Here is a 17,529-nt window from a genome sequence, read left to right as displayed (position 1 = left end):
TCACCCAACAAGACAATATTTGTACGCAAATTTACCTTATTAGGCTAAACCGCAAGCACACCGAGCCGATAACTGAGGAAATGAATTCGGGTAAGTCAGCATAGTTTGCTGTCAGGCAGAATCCCGAACCGAACTTTTCGCTTTGTTGTGAGCTTTCTTAATGACTTTTGTACCTCAGCAACCGCAGCTGCGTCCTTTTATAAACGGAGCAGAAGATCGCACTGTTCGCTTTACGCGGCGGAGTCTACGCACGCTTACACTGCTGTTGTTCGGCGTATTGTTTCTTTCCATGCTGATGGTGCTGACCATTGCCCAGCATCAAAACAAGTTATCTGTTGAACACGATCAGATATTGATGCAGCAAGCGTGGGTAGGGCGTAAAGAGGCGATGATAACTGACATCCGCGATTACGCTTTCTGGGGCGAAGCCTGGCGTAATCTGCACATCACGATGAATAGAGTCTGGGCCTTCGATGAAGAGAACTTCGGTCCGGGTTTGTATGAGGAATACCATTATGAAGGCGTTTTTGTTGTCGATGGCAACGATCACACCACCTATTCAGTCATCGACGGTAAGCTGAGTTCTGTTTCGCTGGAAGCCTGGCTGGGAAAAAGCAGCCGGATGCTGATTGCCAACGCACGCTTATTGAATAATGCGGCGGTAGCACGCAATGCACTGGTGAATGGACAGCCGGCTATTATCGTCGCCGCGCCAATCACTACCGGTAAAGTGCCCGGCTTGCCGCAAAAAGCGGGGCCACCATCAGTGATGGTTTTCGTCAATGTGTTCACGCCTGCCAAGCTAAAAGCGTTAGGCGACACGCTTGGCGTAAGTAGTCCGCGTTTTGCCAAAAACGAAGTCGATGCCAAAATTGAGCCGCGAATGGTGGAAGAGGTGCCGGGTGGCGAGCCGCTAGTCTTACGCTGGACGCCAAAAATGCCCGGCATGGGGTTAATCTGGTTTCTGCTACCGTTGCTGTTAATCATGGGCATCATTATCGCGTGGATTACTCGCCGGGTAAGCCGCCACGCGCTTCACAACGCGATATTATCCGATCGCCGATTCGCCATGTTAGCGGTCAGCCAGCAGGAGTTGGCAAGCAGCGAGGCGCGTTTTCGTGACCTGGCAGAAGCGGCTTCAGACTGGATTTGGGAAACCGATGAAGAAGGGCGGCTGATCTATTTGTCGTCTCGCTTCAACACCGTAACCGGCCATGAAATTAGCGTTTGGCTAGGAAGACACCTCGACCATTTGCTGACCCATCCCAGCCACTCTTTGGTGACCTGGCTGATGCGTCAGGAAGCGGAACCCCAGCAAATGCCGCTGCGTTGCCAGTTTATGTCGGCACAGGGCGATCGTCGTATTGGTCAGTTGGTGGCTAAAACGGTCTGGCACAATGGCAGATGCATCGGCTTTCGCGGCACGGTCTCTGACATTACTCAGGGCATGGAAGCGGAAGCGCGCATTCAGTTCTTGTCACGTCATGATGTGTTAACCGGGTTGCCAAACCGGCTTCAGTTGCAAGAGTATCTCACCAGCCATCTTGAACAATTCAACATGGATATTCCGCTCACCATCATCAGTATCGATCTGGATCAGTTCAAACCGATCAATGAAACCTGGGGCCACGCTGCGGGTGATCTGGTATTGAATCAGATGGCGCAGCGCATTAAAAATTGTATAGGACCCCATGAGCTGACTGCGCGACTCGGCGGTGATGAGTTTGTCGTGATTTTACGCGAAGGGGATCGTGACAAAGTTGATGAACGCTGTGCGCAGCTGCTGCATGAAGTTCAGCAGCCGATTACGACCGGCCAGCACGTTCACTATTTAACTGCCAGCATGGGTATTGCCTGTGCACCGCAGGATGCTGCCCATCCTGAAGCGTTGCTGCGGATGTCTGACATCGCGCTAAATGAAGCCCGCGAATCGGGGCGCAATCAATGGGTTTGGTACGCCAATGAAATGGCTAACTTGCGCGAAAGTAAGCGCGATATGGCGCGCCGCATTGAGCGAGCGCTGAAAAATGATGAGTTTCGTTTACATTATCAACCACGTTATCAACTCTCTGGCGGACAACTGGCAGGCGCAGAAGCGCTTATTCGCTGGCAAACTGCGCCTGATCAATGGATCACGCCGGATCGATTTATTCCGCTGGCAGAAGAGAATGGTTTAATCGCCACGATCAGCGATTGGGTATTGAAGCGAGCCTGTGAAGATGCGTTGGCGTGGGGTGGCGACCGTTATGTTTCCGTTAACATTTCGCCCGTTGAATTTCGTACCACCGATTTAGTGCAGCGGGTAGCCAATGTGTTAAAAGAGAGTGGGTTGCCCGCAACGCGGCTGGAACTGGAAATAACTGAAAACGTCACTTTCGAACATCCGCAGCAAGCGCTAGAAGTGATGCAGGGATTGCGTTCGTTAGGCGTACGTTTAACTGTAGATGATTTTGGTACGGGCTATGCCGCGCTGGGTTATTTAAAAACCTTTCCGTTTAACGGCTTGAAAATTGACCGCTCGTGGATGAAAGATTTTCCGGAATCGCAGCAGGCGCAATCGGTGGTCGCTGGCATTATCGCGCTGGCGCGCGCTTTTGCACTCACCATCACCGCCGAAGGCATTGAAACAGAAGCGCAACTGAATCAGCTTAAAATACTGTCATGTGAAGAAGGGCAAGGCTATTTTCTTGGCCGCCCGATGCCACTCGCAGCCTTCAGCACGCTTCTGGAGAGAACAACCCAGAACAACCGGGAGCAGGCTTAACGAACTTTAATGGCGACAAACGTCATCAAGGCAGCGAAGCCAATAAAGATTGCAAGTTCCATAATGATTACCTCAGAAAAGTCTTAAGTAATTTTAGCGGCTGGGTGATCTGTTTTTAGACTGCAAGTGCGATTTTTCTGAAAATATGTGATCCCGGCCGCTTAAATTTTTACGACTCATCTTTCCTTGCCGCTTTCAATTTTTAAAGAACGCGACAAGTCTGCTGGTCAAGATTTTCGCTTGCGGGCACGCTTTGCTACTCTTTGGTTCAGGGTTAACACGTCCAAGAGGAGATCAAACGTGAATCATTATGGAAAAGCGCTGGTTGTGATGGGCTTCTTTGCCTTAACGGCATGCCAGTCAGCCAGTAAACCCGAAACCGCTGCGGTGGCTCAAGATCCAGAAAGCGATCTTTGCGGTGCTTCACAGTATCAAGACTATGTCGGCAAGCCGTTATCTTCGGTGAATAGCCAACGATTCGATCATCAGGTTCGCGCCATTCCCTACAACTCGGCGGTAACCATGGATTTCAAACTCAATCGCCTGAATTTTATGGCAGACAAGAGTGGCAACATTAGTCGGGTTTACTGCGGCTAAAGCGTGAAAAATATCGGGTATTGTCATAAAGCTGTCATGGCTGCAGGCGAGGATAGCTCCGCACGATAGAGATTTCCTCGTCACTCTCGTTATGCAATGCTCGTCTTGTTTATTCCCGCTCCGGCGGGAATTTTTTTATCCGATTTCATGTCGGTAGAAGAGGCGAATGTGAAAAAATCATCCTGCCATTAATGCTGTTAGCAAGTCCGCTGGCGATGGCCGCCAGCGACGCTGCGTGGCAGCAAAGTAAAGTGGATATGCAGCAAGCCTGTCTCAAGGCCAGCACCCTCAAGCAGGTGAGCGTAGTCGGAAAGGCAATTGAGTATGACGACAGCGTCGGCTACAGCGTCTTGCTGCTTCAGGGACGTTATCCGCAACCGCACATGAATAATCAGCGTGGGCGCGAGTTGTGTCTCTATCAACGCAGCAGCGGTAAAGCCAGCGTCAGCGAAGCGGATACCCTTCGCGTCGTGAAATAATCTGCCAGCGGCGACTTACTCTTGTGGCCGCGTTTCAATTAACTGCGCCAGTAAAGTACGATAATTTTGCAGGCGCTTTTCGTCCCCTTCAAACTCCAGCTTATCGATAACGCGCGCAATAATTGCTTTATTAGTGGCAGGTTGTCCGGCTTCCATTAATTCACGCAGGATGGCAGCCAGCAGATCGGATTCTGGCGGCGCGTTCCAGTCAGGGCTGTTGAAATAGTCGGTGATAGCACGGCTGGCGCTGTTTGGTTGCACTCTCATCATCCACCTCCGCTAAGACAACGCCATGCACATCACGATAGGGCGCGATGCGCATAAACGCGGTTTTACGTCTTGGGTTCTCAGGATCGCAGGGACATTGGCGTCACCCGGTATGAGAACGTCGCGCTGGCAAGAATAGCCGACGCACCGCACGAGACTGGCGGTTTTTTAAACATAGAACTGTCATGCGTAATTGTCAGTAACAGCCTGAAATATTTTTTCATAGTGATGACTGCGGCATTAATAGTCAGAAGAGTGAATGATTGTTTTTGCACATAATCTCTCTAAGAAAACAGACAGGAAGAAAATATGCACGAGGCAGATTCGCAAATCTTAGGGGAAAACCGCGTTTTGCATTACGTGCCATGTTTTGCCGCTCAGCACGGTTAAGCCGTTGTTAAACTGGCTCCTCATATCTCCTGCAAGTCACCTGATCATGCCCCGCTCATTAGAACCCTGGAAAATAAACCTGATTTCGGTCTGGTTTGGTTGTTTTTTCACTGGACTGGCGATCAGCCAGATCATTCCTTTTCTGCCACTCTATATCGAACAGCTCGGTATCAAAGATGCGGATTCACTGAGTTTGTGGTCAGGTTTGACATTCAGCATCACGTTTGTGGTATCCGCCGCCGTTGCGCCACTGTGGGGGAGTTTGGCGGATCGTAAAGGACGCAAACTGATGCTGCTGCGCGCCGCGTTTGGCATGGGTTTGGTGATTCTGCTACAGGCATTTGTGACACAGGCGTGGCAGCTTTTGCTGTTGCGTGCCTTGATGGGGCTGACTTCAGGCTACATTCCTAATGCAATGGCGCTGGTGGCGGCACAGGTGCCGCGCGAGCGCAGCGGCTGGGCGTTGAGTTGTGTCTCAACCGGTCAAATTGGCGGTGTGATCCTTGGGCCGCTGATTGGCGGATTGCTGGCGGATTGGGTGGGTCTACGCCTGGTTTTTATCATCACCGCCGTGCTGTTGATGATCAGCTTTTTTGTCACGTTATTTCTCATTAAAGAAACCGGCTACATACCCATCAGTAAAAAGGACAAGCTCAACGCCCGGCAGGTTTTTGCCACGCTGGATAATCCTAAACTAATGATCTGCTTGTTCTTCACCACCATGGTTATTCAAATGTGTAACGGATCGGTGAACCCGATCTTAACGTTGTTTGTTCGCGAACTGGCCCCTGGCGCAGAAAACATCGCTTTTCTCAGCGGCTTTATCGCCGCGCTGCCTGGCATTTCCGCTTTGCTCTCTGCTCCGCGTTTAGGACGACTCGGCGATCGCATCGGCACGCAGCGTATCCTGCTCGCGACAATGGTAATTTCGCTGCTGCTGTTTATCGGCATGTCGTTTGTCACCAATGCGACGCAGTTGGGCATATTGCGCTTTCTGCTTGGTTTTGCCGATGGCGCAATGATGCCTGCGGTGCAGACGCTGTTGGTACGTCATTCCCGCGACAACATCACCGGCCGCATCTTCGGTTATAACCAATCTTTTATGTATTTGGGCAATGTGGCCGGGCCGATGCTCGGCGCAGCGGTGTCCGCGCTGGCCGGTTATCGTTGGGTTTTCTTTGCCACCGCCATGGTGGTATTGATTAATGTGATTTTCCTGCGTCGTTTTTACCGTCGGCCAAAAACCCATTTACCGCAGCCTGTTGACGAAACGTCAGAACATAGTGCCAGCGTTGCTGAGTCAGCAAAAACTCGGGGCTAACGCTGGGGCTCCAGGAATCGTCACCGCCCAAGCCCATATGCGCAGCATCCAAATGCAGCCAACAGCCGGTTTCAGGTTGTAGCAGATGGCGATGTGAAGCCTCACGCAATTGCTCAAGGCTAAAGCGGCTCAGCGAGAAAGCAAAATCGCCGTTCACTTGCCAACTGCCGGCATTGAGCTGCCGCGTGCCACCGCGCAAGCCATTTTCGCTGGGAAACACATAGGGCGTATAAAGAGAGTCTACAGGCAGTTGCCAGCGCGAGAACTGTGCGGCGAGCTGGCGATCGGGATAATTCTCATGCGGTCCCAAACCCAGCCATTCCACTTTTTCAGCCATCTGACTCAATTGACAACGCAAACCGATGCGGGCAGGCGAGGGCAAACCTGGGGCCTGCTGCACAGAAACGCTGACCTGCATCTCACCATGGGCATTAATGTGATAACGCTTGTGGCTGATAAAAGCGATCTGCCCATTGGCGCGCCAGCTGTGTAGCGTGTCGATTTGCACCGCATCTTTTAGCGCGTCGATCTGCATAGATTCGATGCTGCTTTCCATTTGGTCATAGCCCGCCGATTTCCACCGCTCAACCCACGCATTCGGGTCAACGCGATCGGCTTCGCTGGTGCCAATATCATTATCCAGCGGCGCGCGAATAAAGCAGTCACGCAGCGGCGACAGACAGCGTTTCTTCCTCATTCACAAACCATTGCACCAGCTCGCCACTACGGCGTGAAAAATGCCAGCGCTGCTGCTGGTGGCTGACAGAAACCAGATCGTGATTAAATTCCAGCTCTGGCGGATAACCGATATCATCTGACGTTGGCAAATTCAGCGCCGCTGGCAATGGCCATTGATCCCATGCCACGCGCCAGCCCGCATCGGCCCAGCTTGTTGCGTTGATCTGATGCACCGCGACATTCAGCCAACATTCATCGCGCAAATCGTCAGGTGGGGTGATTTCAATGCGTTGTTGACCTTGCGGCGGGATCGCTAAGGCAATATCGCCCTCAGCCACAACTTTGCCGGCCTGTTCAATGCGCCACAGAAGCTGTTCGTTATCGCTGGGGCGAAACAGATATTCACTGCTTACGGTGAAGGCGAAGGGATTGTTCGCCTCCGCGGCGAACTGGAAAAACTGCTGAGCACGCTGCGCTTCGAACAGCGCGGGATGCGGGGTACGGTCGGCAAAAACCAAACCGTTCATGCAGAACTGGCGATCATTCGGTTTGTCGCCAAAATCACCGCCGTAGGCTTGCCAAGACTGGCCTTGATCATCGTAGCGCGTCAAACTTTGATCAACCCAATCCCAAACGAAGCCGCCTTGTAGCCGAGGAAACTCGCGGAAGGCTTGCCAGTATTTAGCGAATCCGCCCAAGCTGTTGCCCATGGCGTGCGCGTATTCGCACAAGATCAGCGGTCGCGTTTCGCCCGGCAGGCTAATCCACTTTTTCAGTGACCATTTCGGCACCGCCGGGAAAGGTTGATCCTGATCGACGCGGGCATACATGGGGCAAATAATGTCTGTTGCCGCCGTGTCGGCACCGCCGCCTTCGTACTGCACCGGACGCGTTGAGTCCGCGCTTTTTACCCAGCGATAGAGCGCATCATGTGTACTACCGTGACCCGCTTCATTGCCCAGTGACCAAATAATGATGCTGCAATGGTTACGATCGCGCTGCACCATGCGCGTAACACGTTCGCTATAGGCAGCGAACCAACGCGGATCGTCAGACAAGCGATTCATCGGCTGCATGCCGTGGGTTTCAATATTGGCTTCATCAACCACATACAAACCGTAGCGATCGCACAATCGATACCACAATGGATGATTAGGATAGTGAGAGCAGCGTACAGCGTTGAAGTTGTGCTGCTTCATCAGTTCGATATCGCGGCGCATGGACGCTTCGTCAATGACTTGGCCAGTAACCGGATGATGTTCATGACGGTTAGTGCCGCGAATCAACAGCGGCTTGCCGTTCAGACACAGCAGGCCATTATCAAGGGTGACAGAGCGAAAGCCGACATCATACGCTTCCACATCCAGCACCTGATCGTTCTCATCCAGTAACGCTAACGTGGCGCGATAAAGGTGCGGCGTTTCGGCGCTCCATAAGCGCGGCTGCTCAACCCGCAAGCGCAGCAGGGCGCGTTCGGGATAATGTCCACGCTCATCAATGATCGCGCTACCCAGCGCTTGCACACATTGAGCGATTTGCTGTTCGCCCTGCCACAGCGTCAGACGCAGGTGATAATCTTCATGCGACGCCAACGACAGGGCGACTTTTACCTGCGCGCAAAGGGTGGCGCTAAAGAACTCCGGGCTGAGTTGCGTTTCAAGCTGCACATCTGCCAGATGCACTTCAGACTTATGTAGCAAAGTGACATCGCGGAAAATACCGCTCATGCGCCACATATCCTGATCTTCCAGATAGCTGCCGTCACTCCAGCGCAGCACCATCACCGCAAGGCGATTTTTACCAGGTTGTAGCGCAGAGCTGAGATCAAATTCAGCAGGCAACCGACTGTCCTGCGAATAACCTATCCATTTTCCGTTGCACCAGAGGTGAAAAGCAGAATTTACGCCATCGAAGATGATGCGCGTTTGTCCCACGCCATGCCACTCGTCGTTAAGATTGAATGTGAGCGAGTAGCATCCCGTTGGATTCTCTTTAGGAACATAAGGAGGATTGACGGGGATGGGATACTGCACATTGGTATAGATGGGCGCATCGTAGCCATGCATTTGCCAGTTAGCAGGAACCGGTAACGTTTTTGCATCCGCCAGATCCTGTAGCAACCAGCTCTGCGGAACTGCTTCTGGCTGGCTGAAATAGCTGAATGTCCATTGCCCATTGAGGTTTTGCATGGCGAGAGAGGGAAGGTCATCGCGTGCAGCCAGTTCATGACGCCAGCCAGAAAAGGGGGTGAGCATCCAGTCGATGCAGCGAGGTCACCACCGGATTCTCCCAATCACGGCGGGCAATGATTTCACCAAAAGCAGCTTGAGCAATCGACATGATAATATCCTGTAAATGTATTGCGCTCACAATGCGTAAAATTGCGCTCACTGTAAAGCGCTTCTCATAACGATTTAAGCAAAGTTCTGCCGTTTTGGATGCGTATTCCCTTTGTGGGATGTTGGCTTTTTGTCGTTTTACTGCCAGTAATTCGTTAAGCCTGGTCAGCAAAGATTAATAGTGGCGGGAGTCAGAGTATTCTCTCTTGTCGGCATTTCAGCGCGCTCATACACTCAGCCCGTTTTCTCCACCTTGAGGTTGATATGGTACGAATTGTTAAGCTGGCTGCTGTTGTGGCATTGGTTACCGCGTTGAGCGGATGTATTTTCCCACCACCAGGCGGCGGGGGCGGTTGGGGCGGCGGACATGGTGGTGGTCACGGCGGCGGCCCGGGTCGCGGTTTTGTCGATCCACGCTAATGTGTAAATAGAGCACCTTTAACCGCGAGCGAAACGTTTAACTTGCTGCCTTATTATTAAGCAAACGTTTCGCTCCTTATCTATTAAGAAAATAAATTTTTGTTTTGATATTTTTTTATTTTAACGCGCTAAGAAAACAGTGAAAAAAGCGCTTTTTTTTAATCTGACGGGTGATAAGTTCAGCGTTTCCTTATCATTGAGGCAACAGCATGAAATACCTTATTGCTGAATTACTGGATAAGCTCGCGGAAAAAGAAGAAGCGTCTAAAGAGCTGGTTGCGCAAATTGAAGCGTTGGAAATTGTGGTGACGGCGATGCTGCGTAAGATGGAGCTTGATCAGCAAAAGTCGATTGCCGCCGGTATTGAAAGCGCAATGTTCAGTGCCGGTGTTGATGCTTCTGATGAAAACGCCGTTTTGTTGCGTAATTACGTCGACAAGTTGCTTAAACATCCGCGTATATAATGCCAAACAGCATACCCTGTTGCCTATTTTGCGATCTTCTCATCATTATTATTTAAAAACCCTCCGCTTTGCTTATCTCCTGCCAGACTTATCAAGTCTACTCACAATGGAGCAACGATAATGAAAGGCTGTTTGATGGCGATGGTAACGGCAGGCTTATTGATGAGCGCGGCTGCCAGCGCGGCAGAAAAAACGCCGCAGCAGGAAAAAATGACAATGTGTAATCAACACGCCAGTTCGCAAGATCTCAAAGGCGATGCCCGTAAAACCTTTATGAGCGATTGTCTGAAAAAAGAGAGTAAGTTATCCAGCATGACGCCACAGCAAATGAAAATGAAATCCTGTAATAGTGACGCTGGAGATAAAAAACTGGCGGGTGAAGCACGCAAAACGTATATGAGTCAGTGTTTGAAAAAGAGTTAATCGGTACGATCTTTTTCAAGTGTGACGCCTTGCTGCGACGCGAATTGATTGAGTCATAAAAACAGCGGCTGCCTGGGTAGCCGTTTTTTTATTTTGAAAAAGCGTATTCCTCTGCTACGTCATTCGCCACGTCTTAATTGCATGCTTCGTTAAAAACCCATTATAAACAAATAATTAGCCGATGATTTTTATATTCAGACAATGGTTCGCTGAATTTTTTGCCACACTTACTGTTTGTAGGGTATTACGCAGCGGTTCGCTTACGACTGCGTAATTAATAATGAAAACAGCGAAAGGAGCCATGTCGTGAATTATCAATTTATTGTCGCCTTGAAAGATCTGCCGCAACGTCAGCCGACTAAAAAGAAATTAGGTGAAACCGAAGTGCTGCTGATTCGTGACGGAGAGAATGTTCACGCTTATCAAGCCAAATGTCCTCATGCTGGCGCACCTTTAGAGCAAGGTGCCCTCTGCGGCGACAAGCTGGTTTGCCCATGGCATAAAGCGGTGTTTAACATTGCGGACGGCAAAATGTGTGATCCCCTGGCGCTCGCCGATCTCAAGCAATATCCGCTGCGCATTGAGAATGGCCAAGTCTTAGTCAATCCCAAAGCGATGTCGCCAGCCGCTCCGATTGGCAGCGGCGCAGCGTCGCCGGTCTATGTGGTGTTGGGGGAGGCGCTGCCGGCAGCGCAGCGCTCTGGACGTTGCGTCATGAAGGTTTCAAAGGGCGCGTGGTGTTAGTGGAGCGCGAAGAGGACGCGCCTTACGATCGGACTGCGCTGACCAAATTTGTGCCCTCGGGAAAAATGGATATCAACGAGGTACCTCAACTGCTCAAGGGCGATGTACTGGAGCATATCGAGCGCATTCACGCCAACGTTGCGCGTATCGACAGCAAACAGCAGCGTCTGATTTTTAGTGAGGGCGGCGAACTCAGCTTCGATAAGCTGCTGATTGCCAGCGGTGGCGTTCCGGTTAAACCCGATTTGCCCGGCAATGATTTAGCCGGTGTGCATCTGCTCCGTAGTCGGCGCCAGACAGACACGCTGCTGAAAGAGGTGGATGAAAGCCAGCAAATTGTGATTATCGGCAATAATTTTATCGGTATGGAGTTGGCTTCGGCGTTACGCAACCGCGACATCGATGTAACGGTGTTGGCTCGTCATTCTGTTCCTTTTGCCAAAACGTTTGGTGAAGAGATCGGTAACTATTTCTATAACCTGCATAAATCCAACGGCGTGAAATTTATTGAAGGCGAAATAGCGTCGCTGGAAGGTGAGCATCACGTCACCGGTCTGCGTTTAAAAGACGGTAAAATTATTGCCGCTGATGTGGTGTTATTTGCCACCGGTATCAAACCTGCCACCTCATTTATTCATGATTTACCGCTACAGGAAGATGGCAGCCTGCAAACCGATGACCAATTACGGGTGGCAGAAAATATTTGGGTGGCGGGTGACATCGCAACCTATCCTTCGGCACAAGGCCCGCTGCGTATTGAGCACTATCGCGTAGCGCATCAGCAAGGCCGTATTGCGGCCAAAAATATGCTGGATTACGCCATCGTATACGACCGTGTTCCGTTCTTTTGGACCACGCAATTTGCCACCCGCTATGATTACGTGGGTCATGCTGAAGAGTGGGACGAATATAAATTGGTTGGCTCGCTTGAAGACAAAAACTTCATGGCCTTTTACGGGAAGCAGGGGCAATTAGCGGCGGTGAGTTCATGTGGCATGTATACGTTATCGGCGAAATTCGTTGCGCTTATGCAGCAACCGATGACGATGCAGGAAGGGTTGGCGTTGCTGGAAGAGAGTCACTCGTAGCGTGAAATGGGTTAACGTCCAAAACGTGCGTTTCAGAGGGTGATGACACGCGATTGCGTAAAGACGGCATAAATTCGTCTATGGAGCCTTGGCTTTCGCATCCAGGCGGATGCTTTTTCTCACAGTGCGCCGTCTCCATTTTTATATGGAGAAGGCGCGACTGGGGAATGCAACTTCACTGGGCTGCGCACCCTGCTGAAACCACATATCAAAAGGTTTATGGCGGTTTAAAACGCTATCCTCGACTTAACTTTTCAGACTTCGCCATGCATTGCTGCATCGCTTCAATAACGGCAGCGCGGAAACCTTTCTCTTCCAGCACTTTTACCGCTTCTATGGTGGTACCGCCGGGTGAGCAGACCATATCTTTTAGCTCGCCTGGATGTTTACCGGTTTCTAATACCATCTGTGCAGAACCTTTCACAGCTTGTGCCGCAAACTGATACGCCTGCGCGCGCGGCATTCCGCCGAGCACGGCAGCATCTGCCATCGCTTCAATAAACATGAAAACATAAGCAGGCGCCGATCCGCTCACGCCCACCACAGAATGGATCAAATATTCGTTAACGACCTCGGCTTTGCCGAAGCTTTCAAAGATCGCGACCACTTCATCTGTCTCTGATTGTTCAACCAGCACATTTGGCGTTACAGACGTCATGCCTTCACTGACCAAAGAGGGCGTATTAGGCATGGCGCGAATGATTTTACGGTCATAACCGAGCACAGATGCCAGCGAATCCAGCGTCACACCCGCGGCAATGGAAACCACCAGCGCATCCTTTTTCAATTGTCCTGCCAGGTCTTTTAGCACTTTAAGAATCACGTTGGGCTTCACGGCACCAAACAAAATGTCGACTTCGCGTGCCAGCGCTTCAGCGCTCTCAGCCGCGTTAATGCCCTGTTGTTCGGCCAGCGCCTGGTTGGTTTCCGGTTTACGGTCAAATATCCAGATATTAGACGGCGCAATTTTCCCGCTGTTCACCAGCCCGCCAATAATAGCTTTCGCCATGTTGCCACCGCCGATAAACCCGATTTTCTTCTCTAACATCGCCGTCTCCTTAGGAAATATTCGATTTTCTTAGCGTGTTAGCTTACTTCAGCCAGGATTAATAACAAGTCAGCCGCCGAGAGAAGAGACGATGTCGAACGATGAACAGCGCAGTAGAGACTATCCCGTAAAAGAGGACATGCTGTGGCAACGCCTTGAATGGCACATCCAGCGCTTCGGGTATGCCGTGTTGGTGTTGATTGTTATTGCAGGAGCCTGCGGCGCTTTTTCAAAGGGATTCCTCAGTGAGCAGCAGGTAAGCAGCAGTGATAAACGTTTGCAGGTCGAATATGAGCGATTTGGTCGCCGCGACAGCAACATGGATATTTCCTTTCACCTGCATCAACTGGAGGGCGATCACTATCAAATCACCCTGAGCGGTGAGCAACTCGGCGATCTGCCGATTCAGACGCTTCAACCTCAACCTGATGAAGCATGGAGCAGCGCCAATACATTGATTTTGCGCTGGCAAAGACGTGCCGGTCAGCAAGACGCTACGGTTTGGTTAACTGTTCAGCCACAAAGTTATGGGCGACTGCCGCTCACAGTGCAATTCGACGATCACAGCCAGGTAAAAGTGACTTCACTGGTTTATCCCTAGGAGAACGACATGGAAACAGTATTGCGCGCGGCGAGTATGTATTTGCTGCTGATGGTAGTGCTAAAAGTGGCCGGACGACGCACTTTGATGGAAATGACCTCCTTCGATCTGATTTTGCTGTTGATCATCAGTGAAGCTACCCAGCAGGCGTTATTGGGGGATGATTTCTCGATCACCGGTGCATCAATTACCATCATCACGCTGATTGTGATTGATATTATGTTTGGGATGTTGAAAACATGGTTTCCCCGCGTCGAAATGTTGATCGACGGAACGTCATTGATTCTGGTTGAGGAGGGAAATTACTTTCCCAGCGTGCCCGAAAAGCGGGAATCAGTGAAGACGACATTCTGCAAAGCGCACGCAGTTCGCAAGGACTGGAGCGGCTGGATCAAATAAAATTTGCCATTCTGGAGAAGAACGGCAAGATCTCCATCATTCCCCGAGAATAAGGAACTGCGATGTCTATTTGGGTCGATGCCGACGCTTGTCCGAATGTCATAAAAGAAGTGCTGTACCGCGCGGCGGACAGAACCCAAACCACCGTGACGTTTGTTGCAAATCAGTTTTTGCGCGTACCACCGTCGCCTTATTTGCGCACACTTCAAGTGCCCGCCGGTTTTGACGTGGCGGATAATGAAATCGTGAGACGCGCAGAGCCAGGCGATTTGGTGATCACGGCTGATATTCCGCTGGCCGCAGAGATTATTGAAAAAGGTGCTGCGGCGCTGAATCCACGCGGTGAGCGTTATTCAGAGGCAACGATTCGTGAACGGCTGACTATGCGTGATTTCATGGATACGATGCGCGCCAGCGGTGTGCAAACCGGCGGCCCAGCGGCGATGAGTCCGCGTGACCGCCAACAGTTTGCGAATGAGCTGGATAGCTGGCTCAGGCAGCAAAAACGCTGAGATTAGACGAAGCTGTCGTCGTCGAAATCATCGCCGCCAACGTCATTAAAATCATTGTTGTCGGCGAAGTTGTTATCCCAGCCACTGTTTTGATCAAGGAATGATTGCTGATCGCCTCCGTTAAAGGTATCGAGATTGTTGTTCACGTCCGGCAATGGCGGCTCGTTGATGATGTTCACAATCTCCTCTGGCTGAGAATGGTGGAACATGCTGGTTAACATGTCTGCCATTACCACACCCCCGCCACGCCCACAGCGGTTTGTAACGCGCCGCCGAGAAAACCGGTGCCGCGTGCTGCCGGTGCATTGGCATATTGCGGTGGCTGCTGTTGTGGCGCGTTGTTCCAGACTGGCGGCTGCTGTGGTGCAGGGGATTCCTGGCGTGAATGCCCGCCAAATAATCCTGAAAGGAATCCACCGCTGCTCTGCTGGGGCTGCTGTTGCTGTTGAGCAACACGATTTTCCAATTCAGTGACGCGCTCATTCAGCTTTTTCAGCGCCGCCTCCTGAATCAAAATCGCCTGCGCCATGTAATAAGGTGCGCCTGGCTGTTCCTGTAGATGTTGCTTAATCAGTTGTTCAGCGGCGGCATCGCGCGCTGTGGTTTGACTTTCAGCCTGTTTTAAACGGCTAAACAGCCCATCAATAAGTTGTTGCTCTTCGCGTTGCATGATGACTCTCCTGTTGCGACTCATATAAGTATATGAGGGCCAGCATGGTTAAAGTAAAATGACGGTCAGTAAGTAAATGTTGCGAAGGTAAGGGTTGAGTGCTCATGCACAAAACGTGCATCAACTATTCTAACGATTTCAAAAGATTATTCTCAATCTCCTGCATCTACCACGCAATTGATGCTTGATAGGTGGAGGTGATAATAAAATCCGGTTATTATGCGTCGCATTATTGAGCTGAACGCACAGCCGCTCTGGGCTGCCACGGCGGAGGAACTGCCCTGATGTCACTACCCATCTTTCTGATTGGCGCACGCGGTTGCGGCAAGACCACCGTTGGCGAAGCACTGTCGCAGGCGCTGGGCTACGCTTTCTGCGACACCGATCATCACTTGCAGCTTGTTACACAGCGCAGCGTAACGGAAATGGTGGCGGAAGAGGGTTGGGAAGGTTTCCGTGCACGCGAAAGTGAATCACTTAAAGCGGTTACCGCACCCGGCACGATTATCGCCACTGGCGGCGGCATGGTGTTAGCGGAAGCGAATCGCCGCTTTATGCGCGAAAATGGCCGGGTTATCTGGTTAAGCGCACCGCCCGAAGTGTTGGCTGAACGCCTGGAAAACCAGCCAGAAGCGGGGCAGCGTCCAACGCTAACGGGCCGCCCAATTGCGGAAGAGATGAGCGATGTATTACGTGAACGCGCGCATCTTTATCGCGCCGCCGCACATCATGAAGTGAACGCCATGCAACTGCCCGAATCTGTTGTTGAGGAGATTTTGCAATCACTTTCACTGGCACGCGCGAGCTGATCTAACCCTCAGATTTTTCCCTGTTTTAGTTACCTTTGCTCTCGTTTGACTATACTTGCTTTCTGACAGGCAATTGCCTGTCTTGTGGAATGCTATTTAGCCAAGAGGGACTGATTATGCCAACAAGACCACCGTATCCACGCGAAGCGCGTATTGTGCCCGTCGATAAAGGCGCAGAAGACAGCAAGGTAACCTGGTATGAATTGCGTGCCGACCATCCCACACCCAATACGCTCATTAGCGAACATAAATCGGAAGCTGAAGCGCAAGACGCTAAAGACCGTTATGAAGATGTGGAAAAAGAGTAAGGCAATTCCACTGGCAAGGATGCCAGTCAACTGTTTCCTCTCGTCATTGCCCTCTGTGTATTTACTTTAATTTCTCGTATTTCTCATTTATTACTGCATCCTGTCCTGCTTTTTATCTTCAATACCCTATAAAACGCCTGTGATTAAACGTCAGACACGTTATTAAACTGCCTAAAATTTGCCCTGAGGTTAATTTAAGCTTGACCGATTAAGCGTCACGTTTTACTTTCGCTGCATCGAAACAGGAACTCTGTTCCATATAGTGAAACTGCTAAATGACCACACTCGAAAACGCATCCGCCGTACTTAAATTGTTTCAGCGTAAAGGCATTACGCAGGGACATGCCGGGCTGACGTTTACAGACGTGGTCGATGCGCTAACGCTGCCGAAAAGCACCGTATCGCGTTTGCTGGCAACCATGGAAAGTCAGGGTTTGCTGGAACGCGATCCCGAAACGCGCAGTTTTCACATTGGACGCGTATTGCTGGCGGCAGCAGGACATTATCTCTCTGCACCGCTGGTTGATAGCGTTTCGCCAGCGATGGTACGCCTTGCCGCCAATACGGGCTGCATGGGATATGTCTCTAAACTGGACAGACAAGAAGTGCTGGTAATGCGCATGTTCCACGGCCGCCACTTTACGCAATTAGTCACTCCGCCGGGCAGCCGCATGCCTGCCGTCGCCACGTCGACTGGTCGGGCGTTGTTATCACTATTAAGCGATGAAGATGTGAAGACGTATTATCAGGATAACTGGCAAAACGTTTCGCCCAATTCTCCGCAGAATGTTGAGGCGCTGTGCGAAACCCTGGCTGAGATCCGCCAGCAGGGCTGGTCGCTGGCACGCAATGAAACGTTGTCTGGAATCAGCTCGTTATCAGTCATTGTTAACAATAAACATCATGGCGAATCGGTGGCGCTCTGCCTGTCGTTTCTGTCGCAGGATGCTGAGCCGGGATACCCGCCAGCACTATTAGACGCGTTACGCGCAACGGCTGCAGAGATGGCCGATAAATATGGCGCATAACCTCTAAACGATTTTATCGGCGTAATATTTCGCCACACCGGGAAAACTCAGGCCCTCGGGCCTGTTTACTTCACTTTACCCAGCGTATTTTGCGCTGCAGGTAAATCAAGGATGAAATTTAAAAAATGACGTAAGCGAGCCTTTTGGCTCGTGAAGCGTTATTTCATTTCGTCTGGGTAT

The 17,529-nt window shown here is 51.1% G+C and carries 14 protein-coding genes and 4 pseudogenes; 14 read left to right on the top strand and 4 right to left on the bottom strand.

The genetic code is table 11. The features are described from left to right. Nucleotides 1-160: 160 nt before the first annotated feature. From KQP84_RS17545 to KQP84_RS17535, 3 genes are all read left to right on the top strand, one after another. Entirely contained in the window at nucleotides 161-2,764 is a 2,604-nt protein-coding gene (locus KQP84_RS17545) for a bifunctional diguanylate cyclase/phosphodiesterase (RefSeq protein WP_215847494.1), read from the top strand. Between the two features lie 300 nt (nucleotides 2,765-3,064). Next, complete coding sequence (locus KQP84_RS17540; RefSeq protein ID WP_215847493.1) at nucleotides 3,065-3,361, top strand: I78 family peptidase inhibitor; 297 nt, start codon at nucleotides 3,065-3,067, stop codon at nucleotides 3,359-3,361. A 191-nt stretch (nucleotides 3,362-3,552) separates the two neighbouring features. Then, nucleotides 3,553-3,840, top strand: coding sequence for a hypothetical protein (locus KQP84_RS17535; protein WP_215847492.1), 288 nt, complete (start codon nucleotides 3,553-3,555; stop codon nucleotides 3,838-3,840). Between the two features lie 15 nt (nucleotides 3,841-3,855). On the opposite strand, the gene KQP84_RS17530 is transcribed toward KQP84_RS17535, so the two are convergent. Continuing rightward, nucleotides 3,856-4,107: a biofilm development regulator YmgB/AriR family protein gene (locus KQP84_RS17530; RefSeq protein ID WP_215848328.1), complete on the bottom strand. Its 252-nt coding sequence runs from the start codon at nucleotides 4,105-4,107 to the stop codon at nucleotides 3,856-3,858. Nucleotides 4,108-4,543: 436 nt separating this feature from the next. Here KQP84_RS17530 and KQP84_RS17525 point away from each other — a divergent pair, with 436 nt between their 5' ends. Further along, the gene (locus tag KQP84_RS17525; RefSeq protein ID WP_215847491.1) at nucleotides 4,544-5,818 is read left to right on the top strand and encodes a multidrug efflux MFS transporter; all 1,275 of its coding nucleotides are present in this window, start codon (nucleotides 4,544-4,546) and stop codon (nucleotides 5,816-5,818) included. On the opposite strand, the pseudogene KQP84_RS17520 reads toward KQP84_RS17525, so the two are convergent. Next, nucleotides 5,700-8,836, bottom strand: a pseudogene (locus KQP84_RS17520) (beta-galactosidase). The gene KQP84_RS17525 and the pseudogene KQP84_RS17520 overlap by 119 nt on opposite strands. Before the next feature lie 263 nt (nucleotides 8,837-9,099). Here KQP84_RS17520 and KQP84_RS17515 point away from each other — a divergent pair. The 4 genes and pseudogenes from KQP84_RS17515 (at nucleotide 9,100) to KQP84_RS17500 (ending at nucleotide 11,974) form a co-directional block, all read left to right on the top strand. Further along, complete coding sequence (locus KQP84_RS17515) at nucleotides 9,100-9,255, top strand: hypothetical protein (protein WP_215847490.1); 156 nt, start codon at nucleotides 9,100-9,102, stop codon at nucleotides 9,253-9,255. Between the two features lie 209 nt (nucleotides 9,256-9,464). Further along, complete coding sequence (gene iraP, locus KQP84_RS17510; protein ID WP_215847489.1) at nucleotides 9,465-9,719, top strand: anti-adapter protein IraP; 255 nt, start codon at nucleotides 9,465-9,467, stop codon at nucleotides 9,717-9,719. A gap of 120 nt (nucleotides 9,720-9,839) precedes the next feature. Then, on the top strand, nucleotides 9,840-10,142 hold the full coding sequence (locus KQP84_RS17505) for a PsiF family protein (protein ID WP_215847488.1): 303 nt from the start codon (nucleotides 9,840-9,842) through the stop codon (nucleotides 10,140-10,142). Between the two features lie 306 nt (nucleotides 10,143-10,448). Beyond that, nucleotides 10,449-11,974, top strand: a pseudogene (locus KQP84_RS17500) (FAD-dependent oxidoreductase). Between the two features lie 235 nt (nucleotides 11,975-12,209). Here KQP84_RS17500 and proC read toward each other — a convergent pair. Beyond that, entirely contained in the window at nucleotides 12,210-13,022 is an 813-nt protein-coding gene (gene proC, locus KQP84_RS17495) for a pyrroline-5-carboxylate reductase (protein WP_215847487.1), read from the bottom strand. A gap of 91 nt (nucleotides 13,023-13,113) precedes the next feature. On the opposite strand from proC, the gene KQP84_RS17490 reads away from it, so the two are divergent. The 3 genes and pseudogenes from KQP84_RS17490 to KQP84_RS17480 all read left to right on the top strand — a co-directional run bounded on the left by KQP84_RS17490 (nucleotide 13,114) and on the right by KQP84_RS17480 (nucleotide 14,534). Next, nucleotides 13,114-13,623 carry a hypothetical protein gene (locus KQP84_RS17490; RefSeq protein ID WP_215847486.1) on the top strand — a complete coding sequence of 170 codons (510 nt, stop codon included), beginning with the start codon at nucleotides 13,114-13,116 and terminating at the stop codon, nucleotides 13,621-13,623. A gap of 9 nt (nucleotides 13,624-13,632) precedes the next feature. Continuing rightward, nucleotides 13,633-14,075, top strand: a pseudogene (locus tag KQP84_RS17485) (DUF421 domain-containing protein). A 9-nt stretch (nucleotides 14,076-14,084) separates the two neighbouring features. Then, entirely contained in the window at nucleotides 14,085-14,534 is a 450-nt protein-coding gene (locus KQP84_RS17480) for a YaiI/YqxD family protein (RefSeq protein ID WP_215847485.1), read from the top strand. 2 nt (nucleotides 14,535-14,536) lie between these two features. On the opposite strand, the pseudogene KQP84_RS17475 reads toward KQP84_RS17480, so the two are convergent. Next, nucleotides 14,537-15,204: pseudogene (locus KQP84_RS17475) on the bottom strand (DUF2076 domain-containing protein). 284 nt (nucleotides 15,205-15,488) lie between these two features. On the opposite strand from KQP84_RS17475, the gene aroL reads away from it, so the two are divergent. The 3 genes from aroL (at nucleotide 15,489) to KQP84_RS17460 (ending at nucleotide 17,349) form a co-directional block, all read left to right on the top strand. Beyond that, nucleotides 15,489-16,013 (top strand): shikimate kinase AroL, encoded by a 525-nt coding sequence (aroL, locus tag KQP84_RS17470; protein ID WP_215847484.1) that lies wholly within the window; start codon nucleotides 15,489-15,491, stop codon nucleotides 16,011-16,013. 116 nt (nucleotides 16,014-16,129) lie between these two features. Next, nucleotides 16,130-16,321 carry a YaiA family protein gene (locus KQP84_RS17465; protein WP_215847483.1) on the top strand — a complete coding sequence of 64 codons (192 nt, stop codon included), beginning with the start codon at nucleotides 16,130-16,132 and terminating at the stop codon, nucleotides 16,319-16,321. 275 nt (nucleotides 16,322-16,596) lie between these two features. After that, on the top strand, nucleotides 16,597-17,349 hold the full coding sequence (locus KQP84_RS17460; RefSeq protein WP_215847482.1) for an IclR family transcriptional regulator: 753 nt from the start codon (nucleotides 16,597-16,599) through the stop codon (nucleotides 17,347-17,349). Nucleotides 17,350-17,529 lie beyond the last annotated feature (180 nt).

The organism is Candidatus Pantoea bituminis (assembly GCF_018842675.1).
Classification (GTDB): Bacteria; Pseudomonadota; Gammaproteobacteria; order Enterobacterales; family Enterobacteriaceae; genus Pantoea; species Pantoea phytostimulans.
Note: the sequence above shows the minus strand (reverse complement) of the source record. Positions and strands in the feature narration are given on the sequence as shown.